Annotated in this window: 23 protein-coding genes; 18 read left to right on the plus strand and 5 right to left on the minus strand. The window is 67.3% G+C overall.

What is annotated here, in order from left to right; translation table 11 throughout:
* Window positions 1-67 precede the first annotated feature (67 nt).
* Entirely contained in the window at window positions 68-745 is a 678-nt protein-coding gene (locus tag AC3A6P_RS08850; protein WP_487690847.1) for a nitroreductase, read from the plus strand.
* Window positions 746-748: 3 nt separating this feature from the next.
* Here AC3A6P_RS08850 and AC3A6P_RS08855 read toward each other — a convergent pair whose 3' ends face one another.
* On the minus strand, window positions 749-1,591 hold the full coding sequence (locus AC3A6P_RS08855) for a universal stress protein (RefSeq protein ID WP_487690849.1): 843 nt from the start codon (window positions 1,589-1,591) through the stop codon (window positions 749-751).
* Between the two features lie 93 nt (window positions 1,592-1,684).
* On the opposite strand from AC3A6P_RS08855, the gene sppA reads away from it, so the two are divergent.
* The 12 genes from sppA to AC3A6P_RS08915 all read left to right on the plus strand — a co-directional run bounded on the left by sppA (window position 1,685) and on the right by AC3A6P_RS08915 (window position 14,459).
* The gene (sppA, locus tag AC3A6P_RS08860; protein ID WP_487690851.1) at window positions 1,685-3,490 is read left to right on the plus strand and encodes a signal peptide peptidase SppA; all 1,806 of its coding nucleotides are present in this window, start codon (window positions 1,685-1,687) and stop codon (window positions 3,488-3,490) included.
* Window positions 3,491-4,027: 537 nt separating this feature from the next.
* A complete protein-coding gene (locus tag AC3A6P_RS08865; RefSeq protein WP_487690853.1) occupies window positions 4,028-4,975 on the plus strand; it encodes a sugar kinase in 948 nt (315 codons plus the stop codon).
* Complete coding sequence (locus AC3A6P_RS08870) at window positions 4,972-5,583, plus strand: bifunctional 4-hydroxy-2-oxoglutarate aldolase/2-dehydro-3-deoxy-phosphogluconate aldolase (RefSeq protein ID WP_487690855.1); 612 nt, start codon at window positions 4,972-4,974, stop codon at window positions 5,581-5,583. The genes AC3A6P_RS08865 and AC3A6P_RS08870 overlap by 4 nt, the downstream gene beginning before the upstream one ends.
* Window positions 5,580-6,545, plus strand: coding sequence for a C-terminal binding protein (locus AC3A6P_RS08875; protein WP_487690857.1), 966 nt, complete (start codon window positions 5,580-5,582; stop codon window positions 6,543-6,545). The genes AC3A6P_RS08870 and AC3A6P_RS08875 overlap by 4 nt, the downstream gene beginning before the upstream one ends.
* On the plus strand, window positions 6,545-6,913 hold the full coding sequence (locus AC3A6P_RS08880) for a cupin domain-containing protein (RefSeq protein WP_487690859.1): 369 nt from the start codon (window positions 6,545-6,547) through the stop codon (window positions 6,911-6,913). Before AC3A6P_RS08875 ends, AC3A6P_RS08880 begins: the two co-directional genes overlap by 1 nt.
* Window positions 6,914-7,019: 106 nt before the next feature.
* Window positions 7,020-8,735 carry an ABC transporter permease subunit gene (locus tag AC3A6P_RS08885; RefSeq protein ID WP_487690861.1) on the plus strand — a complete coding sequence of 572 codons (1,716 nt, stop codon included), beginning with the start codon at window positions 7,020-7,022 and terminating at the stop codon, window positions 8,733-8,735.
* Window positions 8,736-9,857: an ABC transporter ATP-binding protein gene (locus AC3A6P_RS08890; protein ID WP_487690863.1), complete on the plus strand. Its 1,122-nt coding sequence runs from the start codon at window positions 8,736-8,738 to the stop codon at window positions 9,855-9,857.
* 48 nt (window positions 9,858-9,905) lie between these two features.
* Entirely contained in the window at window positions 9,906-10,991 is a 1,086-nt protein-coding gene (locus tag AC3A6P_RS08895) for an extracellular solute-binding protein (RefSeq protein WP_487690864.1), read from the plus strand.
* 40 nt (window positions 10,992-11,031) lie between these two features.
* Window positions 11,032-11,991, plus strand: coding sequence for a 2-hydroxyacid dehydrogenase (locus AC3A6P_RS08900; RefSeq protein ID WP_487690865.1), 960 nt, complete (start codon window positions 11,032-11,034; stop codon window positions 11,989-11,991).
* A gap of 18 nt (window positions 11,992-12,009) precedes the next feature.
* On the plus strand, window positions 12,010-12,843 hold the full coding sequence (kduI, locus tag AC3A6P_RS08905) for a 5-dehydro-4-deoxy-D-glucuronate isomerase (RefSeq protein WP_487690866.1): 834 nt from the start codon (window positions 12,010-12,012) through the stop codon (window positions 12,841-12,843).
* A 72-nt stretch (window positions 12,844-12,915) separates the two neighbouring features.
* Window positions 12,916-13,719 (plus strand): IclR family transcriptional regulator, encoded by an 804-nt coding sequence (locus tag AC3A6P_RS08910; protein ID WP_487690868.1) that lies wholly within the window; start codon window positions 12,916-12,918, stop codon window positions 13,717-13,719.
* A complete protein-coding gene (locus AC3A6P_RS08915; RefSeq protein ID WP_487690870.1) occupies window positions 13,716-14,459 on the plus strand; it encodes an SDR family NAD(P)-dependent oxidoreductase in 744 nt (247 codons plus the stop codon). The genes AC3A6P_RS08910 and AC3A6P_RS08915 overlap by 4 nt, the downstream gene beginning before the upstream one ends.
* A 40-nt stretch (window positions 14,460-14,499) precedes the next feature.
* Here AC3A6P_RS08915 and AC3A6P_RS08920 read toward each other — a convergent pair whose 3' ends face one another.
* The 4 genes from AC3A6P_RS08920 to AC3A6P_RS08935 are packed head-to-tail and all read right to left on the minus strand — an operon-like array spanning window position 14,500 to window position 18,168.
* Window positions 14,500-15,411 (minus strand): class I SAM-dependent methyltransferase, encoded by a 912-nt coding sequence (locus tag AC3A6P_RS08920; RefSeq protein WP_487690872.1) that lies wholly within the window; start codon window positions 15,409-15,411, stop codon window positions 14,500-14,502.
* A 4-nt stretch (window positions 15,412-15,415) separates the two neighbouring features.
* A complete protein-coding gene (locus AC3A6P_RS08925; protein ID WP_487690874.1) occupies window positions 15,416-16,309 on the minus strand; it encodes an SAM-dependent methyltransferase in 894 nt (297 codons plus the stop codon).
* Window positions 16,310-16,321: 12 nt separating this feature from the next.
* Window positions 16,322-17,242, minus strand: a complete 921-nt coding sequence (locus tag AC3A6P_RS08930; RefSeq protein WP_487690875.1) for a class I SAM-dependent methyltransferase — start codon at window positions 17,240-17,242, stop codon at window positions 16,322-16,324.
* A complete protein-coding gene (locus AC3A6P_RS08935; RefSeq protein ID WP_487690877.1) occupies window positions 17,239-18,168 on the minus strand; it encodes an SAM-dependent methyltransferase in 930 nt (309 codons plus the stop codon). The genes AC3A6P_RS08930 and AC3A6P_RS08935 overlap by 4 nt, the downstream gene beginning before the upstream one ends.
* A gap of 285 nt (window positions 18,169-18,453) precedes the next feature.
* Here AC3A6P_RS08935 and secY point away from each other — a divergent pair, with 285 nt between their 5' ends.
* From secY to AC3A6P_RS08960, 5 genes are all read left to right on the plus strand, one after another.
* A complete protein-coding gene (secY, locus tag AC3A6P_RS08940; protein WP_487690879.1) occupies window positions 18,454-19,782 on the plus strand; it encodes a preprotein translocase subunit SecY in 1,329 nt (442 codons plus the stop codon).
* A 17-nt stretch (window positions 19,783-19,799) separates the two neighbouring features.
* Window positions 19,800-20,345, plus strand: a complete 546-nt coding sequence (locus AC3A6P_RS08945) for an adenylate kinase (RefSeq protein WP_487690881.1) — start codon at window positions 19,800-19,802, stop codon at window positions 20,343-20,345.
* On the plus strand, window positions 20,345-21,142 hold the full coding sequence (gene map, locus AC3A6P_RS08950) for a type I methionyl aminopeptidase (RefSeq protein ID WP_487690883.1): 798 nt from the start codon (window positions 20,345-20,347) through the stop codon (window positions 21,140-21,142). The genes AC3A6P_RS08945 and map overlap by 1 nt, the downstream gene beginning before the upstream one ends.
* Window positions 21,143-21,253: 111 nt before the next feature.
* Complete coding sequence (locus tag AC3A6P_RS08955) at window positions 21,254-21,763, plus strand: sigma-70 family RNA polymerase sigma factor (protein WP_487690885.1); 510 nt, start codon at window positions 21,254-21,256, stop codon at window positions 21,761-21,763.
* A complete protein-coding gene (locus tag AC3A6P_RS08960) occupies window positions 21,760-22,446 on the plus strand; it encodes an anti-sigma factor family protein (RefSeq protein WP_487690887.1) in 687 nt (228 codons plus the stop codon). The genes AC3A6P_RS08955 and AC3A6P_RS08960 overlap by 4 nt, the downstream gene beginning before the upstream one ends.

Consider the following 22,446-nt stretch of genomic DNA (forward strand, 5'->3'; position numbering starts at 1 on the left):
ACCACGTTCTCTCGTACGCTAGAGTCTAGTGCGCTAGATAATTCCGTGACGCAAAGGGGAGGCCATCGTGCCGGTAACCAAGACGTTCCACGACGTCGTCCGTGATCGCCGGTCCATCCGAAGCTTCCTTCCGACCCCGGTGCCCGACACCGTGATTCACAGTGTTGTCGACGACGCGCGGCACGCTCCCTCGAACGCCAACATACAACCGTGGGACGTGCACATCGTCTCCGGCGCAACGCGCGACGCGCTGAGCACAGCCCTGTTGGCGGCCGCGGGGCAGGAGAGGATGACCCCGGACTTCCCCTGGGCCTATGACGAGTTGTACGGCGTCTACCGCGACCGGCAGGTGGCGCAGGCGTCCGCCTACTACCAGGCGCTCGGCATCACGCGCGATGCCGAGGATGACCGCAGGGTGGCGCTGCTGCGCAACCTCGAGTTCTTCGGCGCGCCACACGCCTGCCTGCTGTTCATGCCGGATCTCTACGACGGGGTGCGGGTCGCCGGTGACGTCGGTATGTACGCCCAGACTTTCCTGCTCTCGCTCACCGCCCACGGGCTCAGCGGCGTGCCCCAGACCCTGCTGGGTTTCTTCGCCGACACCGTGCGCGAGGTGCTGGGCATCGACGGGTCGATGAAGATGCTGTTCGGGATCTCTTTCGGGCATCCCGACCTGGCCTCACCGGCCGGCGGTCATCGCATGGGCAAGGCGCCGGCCGGGGAGACGGTCACGTTCCACTGCTGAGGGTCAGCCGGCCGAGGGGACAACGATGACGGGACGGCACGAGCCGTGCAGCACCGAACTGGCCACGCTACCCAGCAGCACCCGCTTGAGCGCCGATCGACCCCGTGAACCGACGACGATGGCAGCGGCGTTGTGTTCGTCGGCCGCGGCGATGAGTGTGTCGGCGGTGGCGCCCGAACCGCGGCCGCGACGCGGTGCAGCACTGAGCACCTTCACCCCCTGCGGCGGGGCGGCCGAGGCTTGAGCGGTGTCATCGGAGGCCACCGAGACGGCCAGCACGTCGCGGGTGGGGAACAGGCTCTGCGCGGTGGCCACTGCCGCGGCGGCACCGGCGGACTGGTCGAAGCCGACGACGACGGGGCCACCGGCCAGCGCCTCGTACTCAGCGGCGAGCAGCGTCTGCCTGACGACCAGGACCGGCACCGGCGAATGCGCCACCAGCAGCTCGGAGACACTGCCCAGCACGGCCTCCGAGCCGGTCAGCCCACGCGAGCCGACCACCACCGCCGCCGGCGAATGGCTCTCGGCGAGTTGCGCCAGGCCGATCCCCTCACCGCCCCAGGCCTGCTTCACCAGCGGCTCGGCCTGCCAGCCTCCGTTGCGAGCCAGCGCGACCCCGGTCTCGACCAGCAACTCGGCCTCGAACTTGCCCTCGCGTTCCACCGATTCGGAGAGCTCGGCGACATTGTGGGCGCTCAGCCGCAGCCGACGGCGCAGCTCGCGCCCGGCGAACGGCGGAGTCTGGACATAGGCGATGAGGGCCTGCGCGGAGGGGAACAACCTCGTTCCGACTCTGATCGCGGTATTGGCAGCCGGTGATCCGTCGTAGCCGACCAGCAGATCCATCAGGTTCGGTGTCCCTTCTACTCGTGGGGCAATCAGGTGAGCGCCCGCTTCCAGCCTAGTTCCGCACCTGCGCGCGGTCGGTACGCTCGAAGAATGTTCGCTCTCTCCGGCATCCCCGGACGCATTCCCGGTCTCGACGAAGTGCGCGCAGTCGCCCGCAAGGTCGACACGGCACGTCACCACGGTGTGCCGGGTGGTGTGATCCTCGAACTCAATCTCGACGTCGTGCCCCCGGAGACCGTCGGCTTCGATCCACTGGTGGTGCTGACCCGTGGCGGCCGTCCCATGACACTGCGGCAAGCCGTGGCGGCCATCCATCGAGCCGCCGAGGATTCCCGTGTGGCGGGACTCATTGCCCGCGTTCAGATTCCGGCCGCTCCCGCCGGACCGGTGCAGGAACTGCGGGAGGCGATCGCCGCCTTCACCGCCGAGAAACCGTCGCTGGCGTGGGCGGAGACCTATCCCGGCACGCTGTCCTACTACCTGGCTTCGGCGTTCGGTGAGGTGTGGATGCAGCCGTCGGGCACCGTCGGCCTGGTGGGCTTCGCCACCAACGCGCTGTTCCTGCGCGACGCGCTCGACAAGGCCGGCATCGAGGCGCAGTTCGTGGCCCGGGGCGAATACAAGTCCGCGGCAAATCTTTTCACCCAGGACCGCTACACCGACGCTCATCGTGAGGCGGACACGCGGATGGTGGAGAGCCTGCATGCCCAGGTGTGGAAGGCTGTCGCCGAGTCCCGCCGCATTGCCCTAGCCGAGGTGGACGCGCTGGCTGACCGGGCCCCGTTGCTGCGCGACGACGCGGTGGCCGGCGGCCTGGTGGACCGGATCGGGTTCCGGGACGAAGCCTACGCCCGGATCGCGGAACTCGTTGGTGCCGAGGGTATTTCACCCGAGACCGGTGACGCCGACGGTGCCGGTGCGCCGCCGCGGCTGTTCCTGTCCCGTTATGCCAGGGCCGTCGCGCAGAACAATGCCCCCAAGGGCCTGCCGGCGCTGAGCCGCAAGAAAACGCCCAAGGTGGCCGTGGTGACCCTGGCCGGCCCGATCGTCAGCGGACGTGGTGGTCCGGGGCTGTCGCCCTTCGGTAACTCCAGCGCGGGTGGGGACACCATTGCCGCCGCACTGCGCGAGGCCGCCGCCGACAAGGACGTCGACGCCATCGTGTTGCGGGTGGAAAGCCCCGGCGGCTCGGTCACCGGGTCGGAGACCATCTGGCGTGAGGTGGTCCGCGCCAGAAAGGCCGGTACCCCGGTGGTCGCGTCCATGGGTGCCGTCGCCGCCTCGGGCGGCTACTACGTCTCGATGGCGGCCGACAAGATCGTCGCCAACCCCGGCACCATCACCGGATCGATCGGCGTGGTCACCGGCAAGCTCATCGCCCGGGATCTGAAGAACCGGCTCGGTGTCGGCTCGGACGGTGTGCGCACCAACGCCAATGCCGACGCGTGGTCGGTCAACGCTCCCTTCACCGAGGCGCAGCAACAGCAGGTCGAAGCCGAGGCCGACCTGTTCTACACCGACTTCATCCAGCGGGTGGCCGCCGGCCGCAACCTCGAGGTCGATGCCGTGGACGCGGTGGCCCGCGGCCGCGTGTGGACCGGTGCCGACGCACTCGAGCACGGCCTGGTCGACGAACTCGGCGGCCTGCGCACCGCCGTCCGCCGAGCCGCTGTGCTCGCCGGCTTCGACGCCGACGCCAAGGTCACCATCGCCAGCTACCCGGGCTCGTCGCTGCTGGACGCACTGCGACCCAAGCCGTCGTCGCAGCCGGCCGCCGCGTCACTGCCGCAGGCGGTGGCCTCGGTGCTCGGCCAGTCGGTACTGAGTGCGGTCAGCCAGGCCGAGCAGTCGCTCACCGGGGCGAACGTGTTGTGGTGGGGCAGCACCCGGCTCTAGAGCGGGGCTCACCGGGTATCGCCGGTGTCGGACTTCGTGCTCAGGTAACGCGAGACCGCCCGGATTCTCAACGAAAAAACTTGTCCGGCAAGAGCTTGGCGTGACGCGGCTGCGGTCCGGGGTGCTACACGGCCGATCCAACGGCATCCATTGGTCCGAGCATGGCCGAAAGATGATGCGCCCGAGGTGAATCCGACTGCTTCCCATGTGGTCGTCGGGGTTTCTGGACCAGCTTTCGGCGATCCGCTGCGGTTCGGCCCGTGTGGGCGCCGGCGGTCGTACGCGGGGCTCGGAAGGTGAGCTCCTGCGGTAGGACACGCCGCGATCACGCGGGTCGAGCGAGTGGACGAACGCGGCGCCGGCTGCGGACCCGTGCTCCCACCGGCGGGGTCCGTAGCGCTCGTGCACCTTCTTGAACCAACGACTTCACCGATCTCGATGCAACGTGCTCGCGGCGTGCAGCGAGAAGTTCCGATTGACCACCTGTCAGACATATGGAACGCTGTTTCAAAATCTGAATGGCGAATGGTGGATGCGATGATCGCGACGTACGGGGAGCCCCTGCTGCGACTGAGCTCGGGTGCCGGGCGGCAGATCAAGAACGGTGCCGCGCTCGGTGTCGCAGTTGGCGGGGCCGAGCTCAACGTGGCCGTCGCACTGGCGGCTCTGGGCAGGACGACCCGCTTCATCAGCGCGATCCCGGATTCCTTTGTCGGAGACAAGGTTCTCACCGAGCTGCGGGCCCACGGTGTGCTCACCGACAGCATCAGCCGCGTGTCCGGCGCGCGCATCGGGTTGTACTTCGTCGAGCAGGCCTGCGCGCCTCGCGGGCACCGCGTGGTTTATGACCGCGCGGGCAGCGCCTTCGCCGTCTCGGATACAGCGCCCGGCGCCTTGGCCGGTGCTGACACTCTGGTTGTCAGTGGGATCACCGCCGCTCTCGGCGAGGGCCCCGCTACGCGCCTCGGGCACCTAGTTGCCGAGGCGCGTCAGCGGGGAATTCGAATTGCCGTTGATGTCAACTACCGAGCCCTTCTGTGGTCACCCGCTGCGGCTGCGGCAGCGCTGCCGCCTTTGCTGAGAGCGGCTGACGTCCTGGTTTGCGCTGCGAGGGACGCCCGCACTCTGTTCGGCCTCGCCGGTCCTGCGCAGCAGTGTGCCGGGGCCCTGCGTGAGCGCTATGCGCCGGACGCGGAGCTGGTGGTGGTCACCGACTCGTCGGACGGCGCTGCCGCGGCGTCCGGCCACGGCCAGTGGCGGGTGCCGGCGTTGAGAACCGACGTGGTGGACCGATTCGGGGCAGGGGATGCGTTCATGGCGGGACTGCTGTGGAGCATCACCGCGGGAGAGAGCCCCGATGACGCGTTGTCCGCCGGAGTGGCGCTGGCCGCAATGGCCTGCACCGTCGACGGTGACACCGCGGCGTTCTCGGAGCCTGAGCTGCGCGCCGTCCTCGACGATCCGCGGGCGGTGATGGTGCGATGAGCGCCGCTGAGACGCTGGGCCGCATCCGAGCCGAGCGGGCGCTGGTGCTGCTGCGCGCCGAGCGCATTGCCGACGCGGTACTGGACGCCTTCGTCTCCGGGGGGCTGCGCGTCATCGAAGTGAGCCTGGTGGCAACCGATGCCTATGCGACGATCGCGCGACTGCGGGCGCGGCACCCCGAACTCCTGGTGGGCGCCGGCACGGTTCGTCGTGCCTCCCAGGCCGAAGATGCCGTCGCAGCGGGCGCGCAGTACCTCATCTCGCCGAGCGCATCGCCCGAGGTCGCCGATTCGGCCCGGCGACAAGGGATTCTGCATGTACCTGCGGTGCTGACGCCCTCGGAGGTGGATGCCGCGCTCGGCAGCGGCGCGCCGCTGCTCAAGCTGTTCCCGGCTGCCCGGATGGGGCCGTCCTACATTCGCGACCTCCGGGCGCCTTATCCCGAAGCGGACTTCCTCGTCTCCGGTGGCGTGTCGATCGCCACGGCGCCCGACTATCTACGCGCGGGAGCCAGCGTCGTCGGCATGGGAGGGGAGCTCGCGGCCTCGCGTGACCCCGACCGGGTGCGGGTCCTGACCGAAGCTCTGATGAAGGCGGTAAGGCTGTGAATCTGTCTCTGGCAGTTCTGGATACGTCCTATGGCGACATCCACGTCGAGCGCGACGCGGCGGCCGAGTCCGGGGTCTCGGTATTCGATGTGCGTGCCGGCGACCGAGACGCCGGAGACGCCGATGGAGTCCTGGTGCAATTTGCGACCATCGGTCCCGACGAGATGGACCGACACCCCAGCTGGCGGGTGATCGGGCGGTACGGGGTCGGCATCGACACCATTGATGTGGAGGCAGCCACCGGGCGTGGCATCCGGGTGGTCAATGTTCCCGACTACTGCGAAGAAGAGGTGGCAACGCATGCGGCCGCCCTGGCTCTGGCGTCCGTTCGTCGGGTTCCGCAAGCGGATCGGCTCATCCGCCAGGGCGGGTGGGCGCGTTGGCGCGATCTCACCCCGATCCCCGCGCTGTCGGAGTCGACGCTCGGAGTGGTGGGTCTCGGGCGCATCGGACGCGAGACCATTCGTTTGCTGAAACCCTTCTTCGGGCGCGTGGTGGCGTATGACCCGTTTGTCGATACATCCGATGCGGCGGAGTTGCTTCCCCTCGAGGGCGTGCTCGCCCAAGCGGATGTCGTGACCCTGCACCTGCCGCTCAGCGCCGTCACTCACCACCTCATCGACGCCGCGGCGCTGGCATTGATGAAGCCCACGGCCCACCTGGTCAACGTCTCACGCGGTGGCCTGATCGATACGCGCGCGCTGGCGGAGGCGCTGGCGGCGGGCGCTCTGAGCGGCGCGGCCCTCGACGTGCTCGAAGCCGAACCGCCTGCGCCGGACGATCCGGCGCTGTCCGCGCCGAACCTCGTGGTGACCAGCCATGTCGCCTGGTACTCGGAGCGCTCGGAACCCCGCCTTCGCGGACTGCTGGCATCCCGCTGCGCCGCCGTCCTCACCGGCGGTGTGGTGCCGTCGGTGGTGAATGCCGCCGCTCTTGCCGAACACTCCCGAAAGGCATTGTGATGACTGCTGATAACTCCTTGTGCTCCTCGCTCGACGTCGCGGAGGTGGCCCTCGCGCCGTCGGATCCGCCGTCGCGGATCGTCGCCGGAGCGCCACGGTGCTCGGAGCGTGTGCTCGTCGACACCGCCGGTATGGAGATCGGCGTCTGGGAGGTCACCCCGGGCCGCTTCCTGTCGGTGAAGCCCACCAGCGGGGAAGTCATGCACTTCGTCTCCGGCCGCGGCACACTGACGCACCCCGACGGTTCGACCACCGATATCCGTGCCGGGGTGACGGTCTCGCTGAAGCCGGGTTGGAGCGGCGAGTGGGACGTCACCGAGACCGTTCGCAAGGTCTACGTCATCTACTCGACGGCGGCGACGAGTTAACCCGGTTCTTCCAAAGGACACATCTCCGAAACAAAGAATTGGTACGTTGTTTCAAAATTCAGGAGATGAAGTCATGTCTGGACAAACTACTATGTTGGAGGCGCCGGTGCCGACGCAGACGGAGACGCAGGCGCCACCGGCGTCCGCGCGGCGCTCCCGTCGCGGGTCGCGCGGTGTTCGTGTCGCCCTCATGCTTCCCGTCGCGGTGATCTACGGCCTGTTCTTCCTCTGGCCGATCCTGACGGTGTTCTTGCGCAGTGTCAGCGAGCAGGGCCGGTTCGACGCGGCGGCGCCGAAGTGGACCCTGGACGCCTACCTCCAGTTGTTCCAGGACGATTTCCTACTGCTCGTCGAGTGGCGCACCGTCGTCCTCGCGGTCAACTCGACCGTGCTCACCATCTTGTTGGCATTTCCGACCGCGTACTTCATCTCGCGCCTCAAGAGGCGCACCGCCACGCTGGTGCTCCTGCTGGTGCTGGTGCCGTTCTGGATCTCGATCGTGGTGCGGCTCTTCTCCGTCACCTCGATCCTCAGCCCCAACGGGCCTCTCGGTTCGCTCGAGCTGCTGTACACGCCCGCGGGAACGCTGGTGGGCACGGTCATGTACCTGCTGCCGTACATGATCCTGGTGCTCTACGCCGGCATGGTCGCCGTGGACACCAACGTCCTGCTGGCCGCCCGCACCATGGGCGCCTCCGCCGCTCGCACCTTCTTCACGGTGTATGTCCCGTTGATCCGGTCGTCTCTCATCAGCGGCGGGCTGCTGATCTTCATCCTGGCCTTGGGGTTCTTCCTCGTCCCCGCAATCCTCGGCGGTCCGTCCGAGCAGACCATCTCGGTCTACATCCAGCAGCAGATCGACGTCTACCGCTGGGCTGTCGCCAGCGCGATGGGCATCCTGCTGCTGGTGGCCACCGTGATCTGTTACATCGGGGTGGTTCGCCTCACCGGCGAGTTCAAGGTGGGCGTCGGCTCGGTCCAGGTCAAGGGAGTCAGCGCCGAACAACCCTTCCGCTGGTCGGCACCCATGGTGGTGTCCGCCGTGGTATCAGCCCTGACCATCGCGATGCTGGTTGTCCCGGTGCTGTTCGTCTTTCCTCTGTCGGTCGGAGAAACCGGGACCGTGGTCTTCCCGCCGCGTGGCTTCACCCTGCAGTGGTACGCCGAGGTGTTCACCACGTCGACGTGGATGGGACCCATCGGGCAGAGTCTGGTGGTCGGCATCGGCACCGGGGTGCTGTCCATCGCCATCGGTTTGATCCTGGCCCGTCAGATGCGGGCGATGAAATCCACAGCAGGAAAGGCGATTCTGTCCGGGTTGGCGTTCGCGCCCATCATCACCCCGGCGATCCTGCTCGCCATCGGCATGTACGACGTCCAGCTGCAACTGGGGCTGACGGGCACGATATGGGGTCTCATCCTGGCGCACACCGTCATCGCCGCGCCGCTGTCCTTCGCCTTGATCGCGGCCGCCATGAGCGGCGCAGATCAGGGACTGGAGGAAGCGGCCTGGACGCTGGGAGCCTCACGCACCCGCGCCTTCTGGGCGGTGGTGGTCAAGGCGATCCTGCCCAGCGTCGCAGGCGCGTTCGTCATCGCCTTCGTGACCTCCTGGGACGAGGTGGTTCTCGCGCTCTTCCTCCAGACCGGACCCACCAAGACGCTCCCTGTGACCATCTACAAGTACCTCGAAAGTGGGATCGTCCCCACCGTTCCTGCCGTGGCCTCGCTGTTGGTCACCTCCGTCCTGGTCGTCCTCGCGATTCGCGGCATCGTGACGGCGCTGAAGAACAACCGTGCACTCAAGGTTCAGGAGTCATAGATGAGCAATTCAGCACACTCCCGGGGCTCGCGCGGTGAGGTCACCGCGACGGCGGTCGGGCTGGACTACGACGGCAAGCCCGCACTCGATGACGCGAACCTCCACGTCGACGCAGGTGAGTTCTTCACCCTTCTCGGCCCGAGCGGCTCGGGCAAGACCACCCTTCTGAGGATCATCGCCGGACTCCTCGACGCCACCCGGGGGCGCGTCGACATCGACGGCGACGACGTCACCCACATCCCCACCCAGCGGCGCGACATCGGATTCGTCTTCCAGAACTACGCGTTGTTCCCGCATCTCACCGTCGCCCAGAACATCGAATTCGGGCTCAAGGTACGACGTTTGGATGCTGCCGCGAGACATCGGCGGGTGCAGGAGATGCTGGAACTCGTCGCCCTGGAGGGGCTCGGCGACCGCTCGCCGGGCCAACTCAGCGGCGGACAGCAACAGCGTGTCGCACTGGCCCGCGCGCTCGCCCAGGCCCCCCGTGTGCTCCTGCTCGATGAGCCGCTCGGGGCGCTGGACCGGGCCCTGCGACAAGACCTCGGTGCCGAGGTGCGCCGTATCCAGCGGCAATCGAACACCACGGCGATCTACGTAACCCATGATCAGGACGAAGCGTTCATCCTGTCCGACCGGATGGGAGTCATGCGGGACGGCAAGATCTGTCAGATAGGCCGACCGGAAGACATCTACCGTTCTCCCGCAGACCTTTTTGTTGCCCGGTTCCTGGGTCAGGCGAACCTGCTCGACGTCGCCATACTGGACCGGTCCCACGACGTCTTCACTGTCTCGCGGGGCGAATTCCGGGTTCGCGCACGAGCATCCGAACGGATCACCGATGGTGCGGCCACGTGTGTGGTCCGCCCGGAGCAGATCGCCTTGTGCGCGGAGGTTCCGCACGAGGGATATGACCTGATCGGCCGCGGGGAAGTGACGGTGTCGCGCTTCCTGGGTCAGCGTCACAGCGTGCACATCTCCATGGGCGACACCGAGATCACCGCCGATCTCGACCCCTACGGCCCCGTTCCCAAGCCCGGCGACATGGTCGGTGCCTGCGTACGCGCCGGCCACGCCGCCCTGATCCCCGCTGCGGTGAACCCCTCAGCCGCGGCGCTCTGACCACTCAACTCCTCTCACGACACCTCAACCACGAAGGCAGGCATCGACATGAAGTCCACCACACGTCGCCTCGGAGCGGCCCTCGCAGTCACCGCGCTGGCGGTCAGCGCCTGCGGATCGAGTGAATCCCCTGAAACATCCTCCACTCCTGGCGAATTGAGCGGGGACATCCTCTTCTACGACACCAGCGGTGGGGATGTCTGGACGGAGCTCAGTCAGACACTGTTCGCCGATTTCACGGCAGACACCGGGGTGACGGTGACCGACGATTACAACGAGGCCGCGACAAAATTCTTCGGTGCCGCGGAGGCCGGCCAGGTGCCGTGGAGTCTGGTGTTCTTCCCGACGGTCAACGATGCGCGGACCGCCGCCGAGGCCGGCTTCCTGGCCGATATCGACACCTCGATCGTCCCACTGGACAAGCTGACCGAGGGTACCTATGACCAGCACGGCATCGAAGTGGGCACCTTCGGTATGGTGCTGGCCTGGGACGGTGACGCCTACGAGACCGCGCCGTCCTCGATGAGCGATCTGTGGGATGTGCAGCGCTTCCCAGGTAAGCGCTGCTTCTTCAACAACCCCCAGTACGGGTGGACACTCGAAGCCGCTCTGCTCGCCGACGGCGTGGCTCCCGATGCGCTCTACCCCCTCGATGTCGACCGTGCCCTGGGCAAACTCGACGAGATCAAATCCGACATCACCTGGTGGACCAGCGGCGCGCAGTCCATCGAATCGTTCGAGAACGGCTCCTGCGACATCGGCATCCTGTGGGCCAACCGTGCCACAACTGCCAAGACCGAGAACGGTTTTCCGATGGAGATCACCTGGAATCAGGCCGGCTACTCCAACAGTGTGTGGGCAATTCCCGCTGACGCGCCCAACCCAGCGGCGGCCCAAGAGTTGCTTGCCAATGTCATCAACAACACCGCAGGGCAGGTCGCGTTCGCCTCGAAGATCCCGACCCCGATTCCGGCCTCGGTGATCGGGGTGGGACCTCAGGACTTCCCCGCCGAAGTGCAGCCGTTCCTGCCCCTGGGCGACAACGTCAAGAACTCCATCCGGCAGGACGCCGACTACTACGCCGACAATCTCGATCCGGTGATGGACGCCTTCAACCGCTGGGTCGGCCAGTAGTGAGCGCCGCTTCGACAACGACACATGAAGGAACACAACAGTGAAAACCGTCTGCATCGACGGCGAGGCCCAGTACCGCGACATCGTCCTGCGGGATGTCGCCGCACCGCTCGAGGCTGCAGGGCATGAATTCGATTGGTTCGAAGAATCATTCGCAGATGTCGAGGCCACCATCGCGCGGGCGGCCGGGTATGACGCGCTGTACGTCGTAGGGGACCAGGGACCTGTCCCGCCCGGGCTCCTGCGGGCCAATCCCACACTGAAGCTGGTCAGCTTCGTGGGTACGGGGGCTCGGCGCTTCGTGGCGATGGACGAGGCCGACGAGTGCGGTGTCACCGTCACCAACGTTCCAGACTTTGCCAGCCAGAGTGTTGCCGAACACGCCGTGGCGCTCATGTTCGCAGTCGCGCGCCGGATTCCCGAGGGTGACAACCTGGTTCGCGAAGGGCGGTGGGAGAAGAACCAGGGCCTCAAGCTCGCCGGCCGTCGACTCGGTGTCGTGGGCGCCGGGGCGATCGGCGCCAGGATGATCAGCCTGGGACAAGGCATCGGCATGGATGTCGCCTATTGGTCGCGCACCGCTGATGCAGCGCGTGATCAGCGGCTGGGTGCGCGACGGCTCGAGCTCGACGAGCTGTTCGCCACCTCGGACGTGGTGTCGCTGCACTTGACGCACAACACCGACACCGACGGCATCATCTCGCGTCCGCTGTTGGAGAGCATGCGGGACAAGGCGATACTGGTGAACACGGCGCGGGCCGAAATCGTCGACCAGGCCGCTCTGGCGGAGATCCTGCAGAAGGGCACGATCTTCGGCGCGGGCCTCGATGTCTTCGTCGACGAACCGCCGCGCACCGATGCGCTTCCGCCCGCCGGTGCGAACGTCGTGCTGTCAGCCCATGTGGGCTTCCACACCGACGAAGCTGACGACGTCTTCCGTCTGGCCGGCGAGAACATCCTGGCCTTCGCCGCCGGCACGCCCACCAACGTCATCGAATAACGAACAGAGAGAAGATCCGTGAAGATCCGACATGCCACCCACCCGGACGACCTCGCCGCGCTCAGCGGTCAGGAACTGCGACAGCGTTTCCTCGACAAGGATCTGTTCGCCGCCGGTGAAGTGCGACTGTCCTACACCCACCACGACCGGATGGTGCTCGGCGGGGTGATTCCCCAGGTGGGACAGTGGCTGGCTCTCACCGCACCGGATGAGCTTCGATCTGACTACTTCTGCGAGCGAAGGGAACTCGCGGTCGTCGCCGTCGCAGGATCGGCGCGGGTCCGCGCCGACGACCAGGAATGGGAGCTCACCAAAGGCGACGTCCTCTATCTCGGCCGCGGTGCACGAGATGTCGCGTTCTCGTCCGACCAAGAGGACAGTGCGCTGTTCCTCGCGTCAGCGTTGGCGCACGTGGCGCACCCGCACACCTTGGTGACCCTCGCCGACGCGGATGCCACTGCGGCAGGAGAGACCGAGACGGCGAATCGCCGCACCATCTACAAGCATCTGCAGCCGGGGGGCGTACCCACGGCGCAACTGGTCCTGGGCATCACCGCACTCGAACCGGGCAGCGTGTGGAACAGCATGCCGCCCCACGTGCACGACCGGCGCACGGAGGCGTACCTGTACTTCGACCTGCCGGACGCGCACCGGATCCAGCACTTCATGGGGCGCCCCGACGATCTGCGCACGCTGACGATGAGCAATCTGGACCTGGTGGTTTCACCCAGCTGGTCGGTGCATTTCGGTGCCGGTACATCGAATTACGCGTTCGTGTGGGTCATGGCCGGGGAGAATCAGGCGTTCACCGATATGGATCAGGTCGCGATCACCGACCTGGGTTGTTGCTGACACCGCTATCGTGACGGAAATCGAGCGGACCTGTTCGGGTCAACGGAGTCTCACGACAGGGTTGGAGGTGGCATGACTCGAAACGACGCAGAACCCATCGCGGGCACCCAAAGCCTGGATCGGGCGCTTCAGGTCCTGCTCAAGATCGCAGACGAGCCCCCGCCGGGGCTGAGTCTGGCGGCGTGCAGCAGCATCCTCGGTTACAGCAAAGCCACAACCCAGCGGATGTTGCGGACATTGGTGGCACGTAATTTCCTCAGCTACAACGAGGAACTCGGCGTGTACGCCCTGGGGGTTGCCAACGCCCAGCTCGGATCGGAGTACCTGCACCGGCTCGACCTGCGTCGGGTGGCGCTTCCCGAAATGCGGGCGCTGGTGGACGATACCGGCGAAACGGCGCATCTGGGCATCGTCACCGGAGAGGACGTCGTCTACATCGAACTCGTCGACTCGCCCCACCCGGTACGCATCTTCAGCCGGGTCGGAGCGGCGGTCCCCGCGTACGCCACGGCGATCGGCAAGGCGATCCTGGCGTGGATGGGGCCCGACGTGGCAGCGCGCCACCTACCCGCCGTGCTCACACCGCGTACCGCGAACACCTTGACGGAGCGGGCAGCGCTCGACGACGACCTCGCCCTGACCCGCGAGCGGGGGTACGCGATCGACGACCAGGAGAACCGAACCGGCATCCGCGGTTACGCGGCCCCGATCTTCGACCACACCGGATCCATCGTTGCCGCAGTGAGTATCGGCGGCCCGGCCGACCGCGTGAACGCCAGCATGGACGTCGAACTGGGGACGGCGGTGATCGGGTGCGCACGCACCATCTCGCATCTACTCGGCTCGCGCGTACACGGCCGGGATGGCCGACCATGAGCGTGCGCGGCCGCACCGCGGTGGTCACGGGGGCGAGCCGGGGGATAGGCCTGGCCATCGCGGAGCGCCTCGCCCGTGAGGGCGCCGACGTCATCGGTGTCGCGAGATCTGTTGCGGCCATGGGTGAATGCGCGGACCGCGTGGCCGCACACGGCCGGCGGTTTCTGCCCGTCGCGGCCGCTCTCGAGAAGCGGGCGGAGGTCTACGCGGCCATCGAGCAGATCCGCCCGTGGCAGCCAGGCATCCTCGTTCACGCCGCCGGGATCAACCGCCGGGCGCCGGCGCAGACCCACGGCGACGAGCTGTGGGACGAGGTCATCGCGGTGAACCTGACGGCACCGTTCATCCTGACCCGCGAGCTGGGCGGCGACATGGTCACCGCGGGGTCGGGGAAGATCGTCTTCATGGCGTCACTGCTCAGTTATCAAGGGGGCGTGACGGTGCCGGGCTACGCCGCGAGCAAGGGCGGGTTGGCGCAGCTCACCAAGGCCTTCGCCAACGAGTGGGCCGGTCGAGGTGTGAACGTCAACGCGATCGCGCCCGGGTACGTCATCACCGACATGAATGACGCGCTGATCGCCGATCCAGAGCGCAATGAACAGATCTCGGCGCGTATTCCGGCCGGACGGTGGGGATCAGCGGAGGAAATCGCCGACGCAGCAGCGTTCCTCGTTTCCCACGATGCGCGTTACATGCACGGCGCAGTGATGAATGTCGACGGCGGATGGCTCGGGCGCTGACCCGTCGGCAGTTTGGGGTTCGCCGGAGGCGCCTACGCCGCTACCGTAACGTCGCGCTGACGTACACGATCTCGCCCAGCGGATCTTGTTCGTTCGGCTCAGGTGCACGAAGTCCGTTGCGGGAGAACAACTCCGAGGTGGTCACCGCAGTGACCTGCCAGCCGCGCTCGCCGAGGTAATCCATCGCGCTGTGCCGCTGGCCGGTGTACACCAGCGACGCCATGTCCAGTTCGAGACCCTGGGTGGCGAACGTGGCCGACGCCGCTTGCGCGCGCTCGGCATCCAGGTCGACGATGCCGGGAGCGTACTCGGTGGCCAGAGTGCTGCCGGGTGCGCTCAAGCCGATGATGGTGTCGAACAGGCGATCCTGTGCCTCCGGAGGCAGATAGACCAGCAATCCCTCGGCGCACCACGCCGTCGGCTGGTCGGTCGTCCAGCCGGCCTCGCGCAAGGCGGCCGGCCAGTCGTCACGCAGGTCGACGCCGATGGCACGCCGTTGTGCGGTCGGCTGCGCGCCGAGGCGGCTCAGGGTGTCGGTCTTGAACTCGATCACCTGCGGCTGGTCGAGTTCGTACACGACAGTGCCGCCGGGCCAGGGCAGCCGGTAGGCGCGGGAGTCCAACCCCGAGGCCAGGATCACGGCCTGCCGGATTCCGGTGTCGCCGGCCGCGATGAAGTAGTCGTCGAAGAACTTGGTGCGCAACGCCATCCCGTCGACCATCGCCTCCACGCGCTCCGGTGTGAAATCCGGAAACTGCGTGATGTCGAGGTCACCGTCGACCATCCTGGTGAAGAAGTCGAGGCCGACAGCGCGGACCAGGGGAGCGGCGAACGGGTCGTCGATGATCCCGCGCCCGCTGGCGGTGGCCACCGCGCGGGCAGCGGCCACCATGGTGGCGGTGGTGCCGACGCTCGACGCCGGATCCCAGGAGTCGCCTTCGCTGCGCGCCATGCCCCTACTGTAGGACCGCGGTCAGGTAACCGGAATCCCCACCGATGAATGCCGTCAGCTCGTCATTCGGCAGCGCGAACCCGTTGGCCGCGAACGCTTCTGCGGCCGGCAGGGTCGTCACCTGCCAGCCCTTGCCGTGCAGGTAGGCCCCCGCGGAGTTGCGCTCCCCGGTGTAGAACAGCTCAGCGAGCTTGATGTCCGAGCCGGTTCGGCGCGTCCGCTCGTCGAGTTTCTCGGCCCAGTCGGCCGGCAGGGAATGCACATCCATGTGCTCGGTGGCCAGTCGGCTGCCCGGTGCCGACAGCGCGGTGATGTGGTCGAAGAGCCGGTCCTGGGCGTCCGGTGGCAGATACACCAGCAGCCCCTCGGCGATCCACGCGGTCGGTTGCCGGCTGTCGAAGCCGACCTCGCGCAGCGCGGTGGGCCAGTCGTCGCGCAGGTCGATCCCCACGGTGCGGCGCTGCGCTTCCGGTTCGGCACCGAGACCGGCCAGTGTCCGGCTCTTGAACTCGATGACCTCGGGTTGGTCCACCTCGTAGACCACGGTTCCGGCCGGCCAGTTCAACCGGTATGCCCGGGTGTCCAGACCGGCGGCCAGAATGACCGCCTGGGTGAGGCCCGACTCCAGGAAGAAGTCGTCGAAGAACCGGGTACGCACGGCCATCTGCTCATTGAGGGCGCGACGGTTCAGCACGGGGTCGTCGTCGAGGGCGAGCTCACCGTCGACCATCTTGATGAAGTGCTCGACCCCGACCGCGCGCACCAGCGGCTCCGCCAGGGGGTCGTCGAGCAGCGCGTCCGGGCCCTGCGACGCCAGCGCGCGCCCGGCGGCGACGGCGGTCGCGGTGGCTCCGACGCTGGACGCCAGATCCCAGGTGTCGGCTTCAGAACGTGGCATGTGAATGTCCTTTCAGACGCGGGTGGCCAGCACCGACAGCGAATTGCGCAGAGGTGCGAGCGTTTCGGAGGTGGGGAAGGTGCGGCCCACGTCGGCGAACACCTCCGGGCGCGGCCGTGCGCTCACCTCCCAGCCGCGTGCACCCAGGTAGTCGACGACGGGGTTGCGCTGACCGCTGTAGGAGAGGTCGGCGAAGTCGAGGTCGAAAGGCCGGGAACCCCGGCCGTTTTGATCAAAGAGCCGGCGAATCTCCGCGGCGCGCTGCCCGATGGCCGCTCCCGCGTCGGGGTGGTACTCGGTGGCCAACCGGGAGCCGGGAGCACTGAGTGCGGTGATGTTGTCGAACAGCCGGTCCTGCGCTTCCGGCGGCAGGTAGATCAGCAGCCCCTCGGCGCTCCAGGCCGTCGGCGCGTGGGCATCGAACCCGGCGGCGCGCAGTGCCGCGGGCCAATCCTCGCGCAGATCGATCGGCACCGTCCGGAGCTCAGCGGTGGGCACGGCACCGAGATCAGTCAGTGTCCGGGTCTTGAACTCGATGACCTCGGGCTGATCGAGCTCGTAGACCACGGTGCCGGTGGGCCAGGGCAGGCGGTACGAACGGGAGTCCAGGCCGGAGGCCAGGATGACCGCCTGGGTGAGGCCCGTCTGCAGGAAGAAGTCGTCGAAGAACCGGGTGCGTACCTCCATGACCGTCGTCATGGCCGCCGCCGCCTCCTGGGCCTCGGCCGGTACCTCGAGCTCACCGTCGACCATCTTGGTGAAGAACTCCACGCCGACCGCACGCACCAGCGGCGCGGCGAACGGATCGTCGATCAACGCGCCGGGCTCGGTGCTCGCCAGCGCGCGTGCGGCGGCGACCATGGTGGCCGTCGCGCCGACGCTGGAGGCCAGATCCCAGCTGTCGGAGTCGGTGCGTCCGGCAGGCGAGCTCATCGGACGGCGGTGATGTAGAGGACGTCTGCGAAACCGACCTCGTCCTTCTCGATGGGTGCCAGGCCGGCCCGGGTCAGCAGCTCGTTGGTGGTGAGCGTGGTGGTGCCCCAGGCGCGCTCCTGCAGATAGGTCGGCACGTCGGCGCGGTCACCGAGATAGGTCAACTCGGAGAAGTCGAGATCGAATCCGTGGTCCTGCCACCGGTCGGTCACCGACTGCATCCGCTCGCGGGCGGCTTCCTGATCCTCGGCGCTGATGCTGGGAACGCCTTCGACGGCCAGCCGGCTCCCGACAGGGCTCAGTTCGGTGATGGTGTCGAGCAGCCGGTCCTGCGCTTCGGGTGGCAGGTAACCCAGCAGACCTTCGGCGATCCACGCGACGGGCTCGGCGGTGTTGAGCCCGGCTTCGCGGAGTGCGGCCGGCCAGTCGTCACGAAGGTCGATGGCCACCGCACGGCGCTCGGCGGTGGGTTCGGCGCCGAGGTCGGCCAGCGCCTGGGTCTTGAACGCGATCACCTCGGGCTGGTCGATCTCGTACACGACGGTGCCGGGCTGCCAGTCCAGCCGGTAGGCGCGGGCGTCCAGGCCGGCGGCCAGGATGACGGCCTGTTTGATGCCGGCCTTACCCGCCTGGAGGAAGAAGTCGTCGAAGAACCGGGTGCGCGCGGCCATCCCGTCGGCGAACCGCATGGCACCTCGCGCCGACGATTCGGCCGGACTCTCGTCGAGGTCCTCGGGCTTGAGCTCGCCGCTGGCCAGCTTGGTGAAGAAATCCACACCCACCGCGCGGACCAACGGCTCGGCGAAAGGATCGTTGATCACCGGGTTGGGCGCCTTGGTGGCCATGGCGCGGGCGGCGGCCACCATGGTCGCGGTCGCCCCCACGCTCGAGGCCAGATCCCACGTGTCATTGTCGGTGCGCGCCATCGGTGTACAGGTCCTCTCCGGAGTTGCTTAGCTGACTTAACGAGATGTAATCCACGGTACGCCGGAAATACTGACAGCCGCCTGAGAGGAAACTGCGGCTGCGCTGATGCGGGCGGTGAGGGCCCCAGCTGTTACTCTCGTACACTGATTTGACGCGCAAGACCGCTGGCTGTGGTTACCCACTCTGGCCTGCCGGTTCTCGGCGTATGACACAGGATTACCCGACGCTGGTTCGGCCAGCCCCATCGGCACGCCGCGATAGAGCCCGGCTGCCCAGGAGGAAGAGTGCTCTCGGCTTTCATCTCATCGCTGCGGACAGCCGACCTGAGGCGGAAGATCCTGTTCACGCTGGCGATGGTGATCCTCTATCGCGTCGGTGCAACACTGCCGTCGCCCGGGGTCAACTACGGCAACGTGCAGCAGTGCATCGAGCAGGTCAGCGGTGGCGAATCAGGTCAGATCTATTCGCTGATCAACCTGTTCTCCGGCGGCGCGCTGCTACAGCTGTCGGTGTTCGCCGTCGGCGTGATGCCCTACATCACCGCCAGCATCATCGTGCAGCTGCTGACCGTCGTGATCCCACGCTTCGAACAGCTCCGTAAAGAAGGCCAGTCCGGCCAGGCCAAGATGACGCAGTACACGCGGTATCTGGCCATCGCGCTGGCGGTTCTGCAGGCCACCTCGATCGTGGCGCTGGCGGCCAACGGCGGCCTGCTGCAGGGCTGCGCGCTCGACATCATCAACGACCAGAGCATCTTCACCCTGGTGGTCATCGTCATCGTGATGACCGCAGGCGCGGCGCTGGTGATGTGGATGGGCGAGCTGGTCACCGAGCGCGGTATCGGCAACGGCATGTCGCTGCTGATCTTCGCCGGCATCGCCGCCGCCATCCCGGGCGAGGGCAAGGCCATCCTGGACAGCCGCGGCAACATGGTCTTCGCGCTGGTGTGCGTCGCGGCGCTGATCATCATCATCGGCGTGGTGTTCGTCGAGCAGGGCCAGCGCCGCATCCCGGTGCAGTACGCCAAGCGCATGGTGGGCCGCAAGATGTATGGCGGCACCTCGACCTACCTGCCGCTGAAGGTCAACCAGGCGGGCGTCATCCCGGTCATCTTCGCCTCGTCGTTGATCTACATCCCGCAGCTGATCACGCAGTTGATCCAGAGCGGCAGCTCCAACCCCGGCACCGGCTGGTGGGACAAGTTCGTCGCCGACTACCTGTCCAACCCGTCCGACCCCATCTACATCGCCGTGTACTTCGGCCTGATCGTGTTCTTCACCTACTTCTACGTGTCGATCACCTTCAACCCCGACGAACGCGCTGATGAGATGAAGAAATTCGGTGGCTTCATCCCCGGCATCCGCCCGGGTAAGCCCACCGCGGACTATCTGCGTTACGTACTGAGCAGGATCACGCTGCCCGGCTCGGTCTACCTCGGCATCATCGCAGTGCTGCCCAACGTGTTCCTCGACATCGGGAACAGCGGCGGCGGTGTGCAGAACCTGCCCTTCGGCGGCACCGCGGTGCTGATCATGATCGGCGTCGGCCTGGACACCGTGAAGCAGATCGAGAGCCAGCTCATGCAGCGCAACTACGAGGGCTTCCTCAAGTGACAGAAGGGTTCGGCAAGTTGAGAATCGTTTTGCTCGGACCGCCGGGCGCCGGCAAGGGCACACAAGCCGTGAAGCTGGCCGAGAAGCTCGGAGTCCCGCAGATCTCCACGGGTGACCTGTTCCGCCACAACATCAGCACCGGCACCGAACTCGGGGTCGAGGCCAAGAAATACCTCGACGCCGGCGACCTGGTACCCGCGACGCTCACCAATGCGCTGGTCGACGACCGGCTCGACGACGAGGACGCCGCCGCAGGCTTCATTCTCGACGGCTTCCCCCGCTCGGTCGAGCAGGCCGAGGCACTCGAAGAGATGCTCGCCAAGCGCGGGCTGAAGCTCGACGCCGTGGTGGAGTTCCGCGTTCCCGAGGAGGAACTGGTGCAGCGCCTCAAGGGCCGCGGCCGCGCCGACGACACCGAAGACGTCATCCGCAACCGGTTCAAGGTCTACCGCGACGAGACCGCCCCGCTGCTGGACCACTACAGCGCCGAACTCAAGACCGTCGACGCCGTCGGCTCGCTCGACGAGGTGTTCGCCCGGGCGCTGCAGGCACTCGGCAAGTAATGGTCTCCATCCCCGGACTGCGCGGCCGCAAAGTGGTGCCGCAGCGCAGCCCTGGCGAGCTCGACGCCATGGCGCTGGCCGGAGGGCTGGTCGCCAAGGCGCTACGAGCGGTCCGCGACGCCGCCGCACCCGGGGTTTCGACACTGGATCTGGACCGCATCGCCGAGGCCGTCATCCGTGACGGCGGCGGGGTGCCCTCCTTCCTGGGTTACCACGGCTACCCGGCGAGCATCTGCTCCTCGGTCAACGACCGGGTGGTGCACGGCATCCCGTCGTCCGCTGATGTACTGGCCTCCGGTGACCTGGTCTCGATCGATTGCGGTGCCATCGTCGACGGCTGGCACGGCGACTCCGCCGTCACCTTCGGTGTCGGCCCGCTGATCCCGGCGGACGAGAACCTCTCGGCGGCGACGCGGGAATCCATGGAGGCCGGTATCGCGGCGATGGTCCCGGGAAACAAGCTGGGCGACATCTCGCACGCCATCGAGAGCGGTACGAAGGCCGCCGAGGCCAAATACGGTCGCAAGTTCGGCATCGTGGCCGGGTACGGCGGCCACGGCATCGGACGGCAGATGCACATGGACCCGTTCCTGCCCAACGAAGGGCCGCCCGGGCGGGGCCCGTTCCTGGCACCCGGATCGGTGCTGGCCATCGAACCGATGCTGACCCTCGGTTCCACCCGCACGAAAGTCCTGGAAGACGAGTGGACGGTCATCACCGCCGACGGCTCGCGCGCCGCCCACTGGGAGCACACCGTCGCGGTCACCGATGACGGCCCCCGCATCCTGACGCTCTGACCCCCGCCGCCCACTCTCACGATTGGGCGTTCTCGGTGTGTTCGCCCGCGGCTGCGCGCACACTTGAACCAGTTGGCCACCCGTTTCGTGGAACGATCGGGAGGTTGCCTGATGGACGACCCGGAGACCGTACTGCTGCGCTCGCTGTACGACGAGCACGCCGCTGCGTTGTGGCGATATGCCATGCGCCTGACCGGGGACCGCACCCGCGCCGAAGACGTGGTGCAGGAAACCCTGCTGCGGGCCTGGGAGCACCCCGAGGCCGTCGGCCACACCGAACGACCCGCGCGGGCCTGGCTGTTCACCGTCGCCCGGAACATGATCATCGACGAGCGCCGCAGCGCACGCTTTCGGCACGAATCACCCGATGCCGGCGCCGAGCACGAAGACCCAGGGCCCGACGAGGTGAACGCCGCCCTGGACCGGCTGCTGATCGGTGACGCGATGGCCCAACTGTCCGCCGATCACCGCGCGGTGATCCGGCGGTCCTACTACCTCGGCTGGACGACCGCGCAAATCGCTGTGGACCTGCAGATCGCCGAAGGCACGGTGAAATCGCGCCTGCACTACGCGGTACGCGCGCTGCGGCTGACCCTGCAGGAAATGGGAGTGACGAGATGACGCCGGGGGATCCGTACGCACTGTGGGACGCCGCGTACGTGTTGGGTTCGTTGGCCAGTGACGAGCGCCGCGAGTACGAAGCGCATCTGCACCGGTGTATGGCATGCCGGTCGGCGGTGACCGACCTCAGCGGCATGCCGGCGCTGCTCGCGCTGCTGGACCGTGACTCGGTGGCCGATGAGCCGCCGGCGCCCGAGATGCCGCCGGAGATGCTCGGCGCTGTGCTGGCCAAGGTGGCCCAGCGGCGGCGCCGGTCGAGGTGGGCCGTGTCGATGGTCTCGGCGGCCGCAGTGCTCCTGGCCATCGCTCTGGTGGTCGCGGTGTGGCCGAGTTCGCCTGCGCCCGCCTCGAACGCCGCATCCGTGGAACTCGTGGCGGTCGAGCCGTCGGAGTTCACCGCGACGATGACGCTCACCGACCACGATTGGGGTACGCATATCGCCATGGCGTGCACGTACACCCACACGCCCGGCGAACCCGAAGAAGAGGACGACGGCGACCGGTTGGCGATGGTGACCGTGGGTCGGGACGGCAGGGAGACCCGGTTGGCGACGTGGACGGCGGTGACAGGCGCGACGGCCCTGCCGCAGGCCAGCACTTCGCTGAGCAGAAACGAGATCGCTGCCGTGCAGGTGGTGTCGGCGGATTCCGGCGAGGTCCTCTTGGAGAAGACGTTTGACTGA

Source organism: Mycobacterium sp. Soil_C_30 (genome assembly GCF_057656995.1).

Excerpts from the sequence above, each read along its gene's own strand:
- AC3A6P_RS08855 (WP_487690849.1), bottom strand. The coding sequence starts at position 1,591 with ATGGATCTGCTGGTCGGCTACGACGGATCACCGGCTGCCAATACCGCG.
- sppA (WP_487690851.1), top strand. The coding sequence starts at position 1,685 with ATGTTCGCTCTCTCCGGCATCCCCGGACGCATTCCCGGTCTCGACGAA.
- AC3A6P_RS08865 (WP_487690853.1), top strand. The coding sequence starts at position 4,028 with ATGATCGCGACGTACGGGGAGCCCCTGCTGCGACTGAGCTCGGGTGCC.
- AC3A6P_RS08870 (WP_487690855.1), top strand. The coding sequence starts at position 4,972 with ATGAGCGCCGCTGAGACGCTGGGCCGCATCCGAGCCGAGCGGGCGCTG.
- AC3A6P_RS08880 (WP_487690859.1), top strand. The coding sequence starts at position 6,545 with ATGACTGCTGATAACTCCTTGTGCTCCTCGCTCGACGTCGCGGAGGTG.
- AC3A6P_RS08890 (WP_487690863.1), top strand. The coding sequence starts at position 8,736 with ATGAGCAATTCAGCACACTCCCGGGGCTCGCGCGGTGAGGTCACCGCG.
- AC3A6P_RS08895 (WP_487690864.1), top strand. The coding sequence starts at position 9,906 with ATGAAGTCCACCACACGTCGCCTCGGAGCGGCCCTCGCAGTCACCGCG.
- AC3A6P_RS08910 (WP_487690868.1), top strand. The coding sequence starts at position 12,916 with ATGACTCGAAACGACGCAGAACCCATCGCGGGCACCCAAAGCCTGGAT.
- AC3A6P_RS08915 (WP_487690870.1), top strand. The coding sequence starts at position 13,716 with ATGAGCGTGCGCGGCCGCACCGCGGTGGTCACGGGGGCGAGCCGGGGG.
- AC3A6P_RS08920 (WP_487690872.1), bottom strand. The coding sequence starts at position 15,411 with ATGGCGCGCAGCGAAGGCGACTCCTGGGATCCGGCGTCGAGCGTCGGC.
- AC3A6P_RS08925 (WP_487690874.1), bottom strand. The coding sequence starts at position 16,309 with ATGCCACGTTCTGAAGCCGACACCTGGGATCTGGCGTCCAGCGTCGGA.
- AC3A6P_RS08930 (WP_487690875.1), bottom strand. The coding sequence starts at position 17,242 with ATGAGCTCGCCTGCCGGACGCACCGACTCCGACAGCTGGGATCTGGCC.
- AC3A6P_RS08935 (WP_487690877.1), bottom strand. The coding sequence starts at position 18,168 with ATGGCGCGCACCGACAATGACACGTGGGATCTGGCCTCGAGCGTGGGG.
- map (WP_487690883.1), top strand. The coding sequence starts at position 20,345 with ATGGTCTCCATCCCCGGACTGCGCGGCCGCAAAGTGGTGCCGCAGCGC.
- AC3A6P_RS08955 (WP_487690885.1), top strand. The coding sequence starts at position 21,254 with ATGGACGACCCGGAGACCGTACTGCTGCGCTCGCTGTACGACGAGCAC.
- AC3A6P_RS08960 (WP_487690887.1), top strand. The coding sequence starts at position 21,760 with ATGACGCCGGGGGATCCGTACGCACTGTGGGACGCCGCGTACGTGTTG.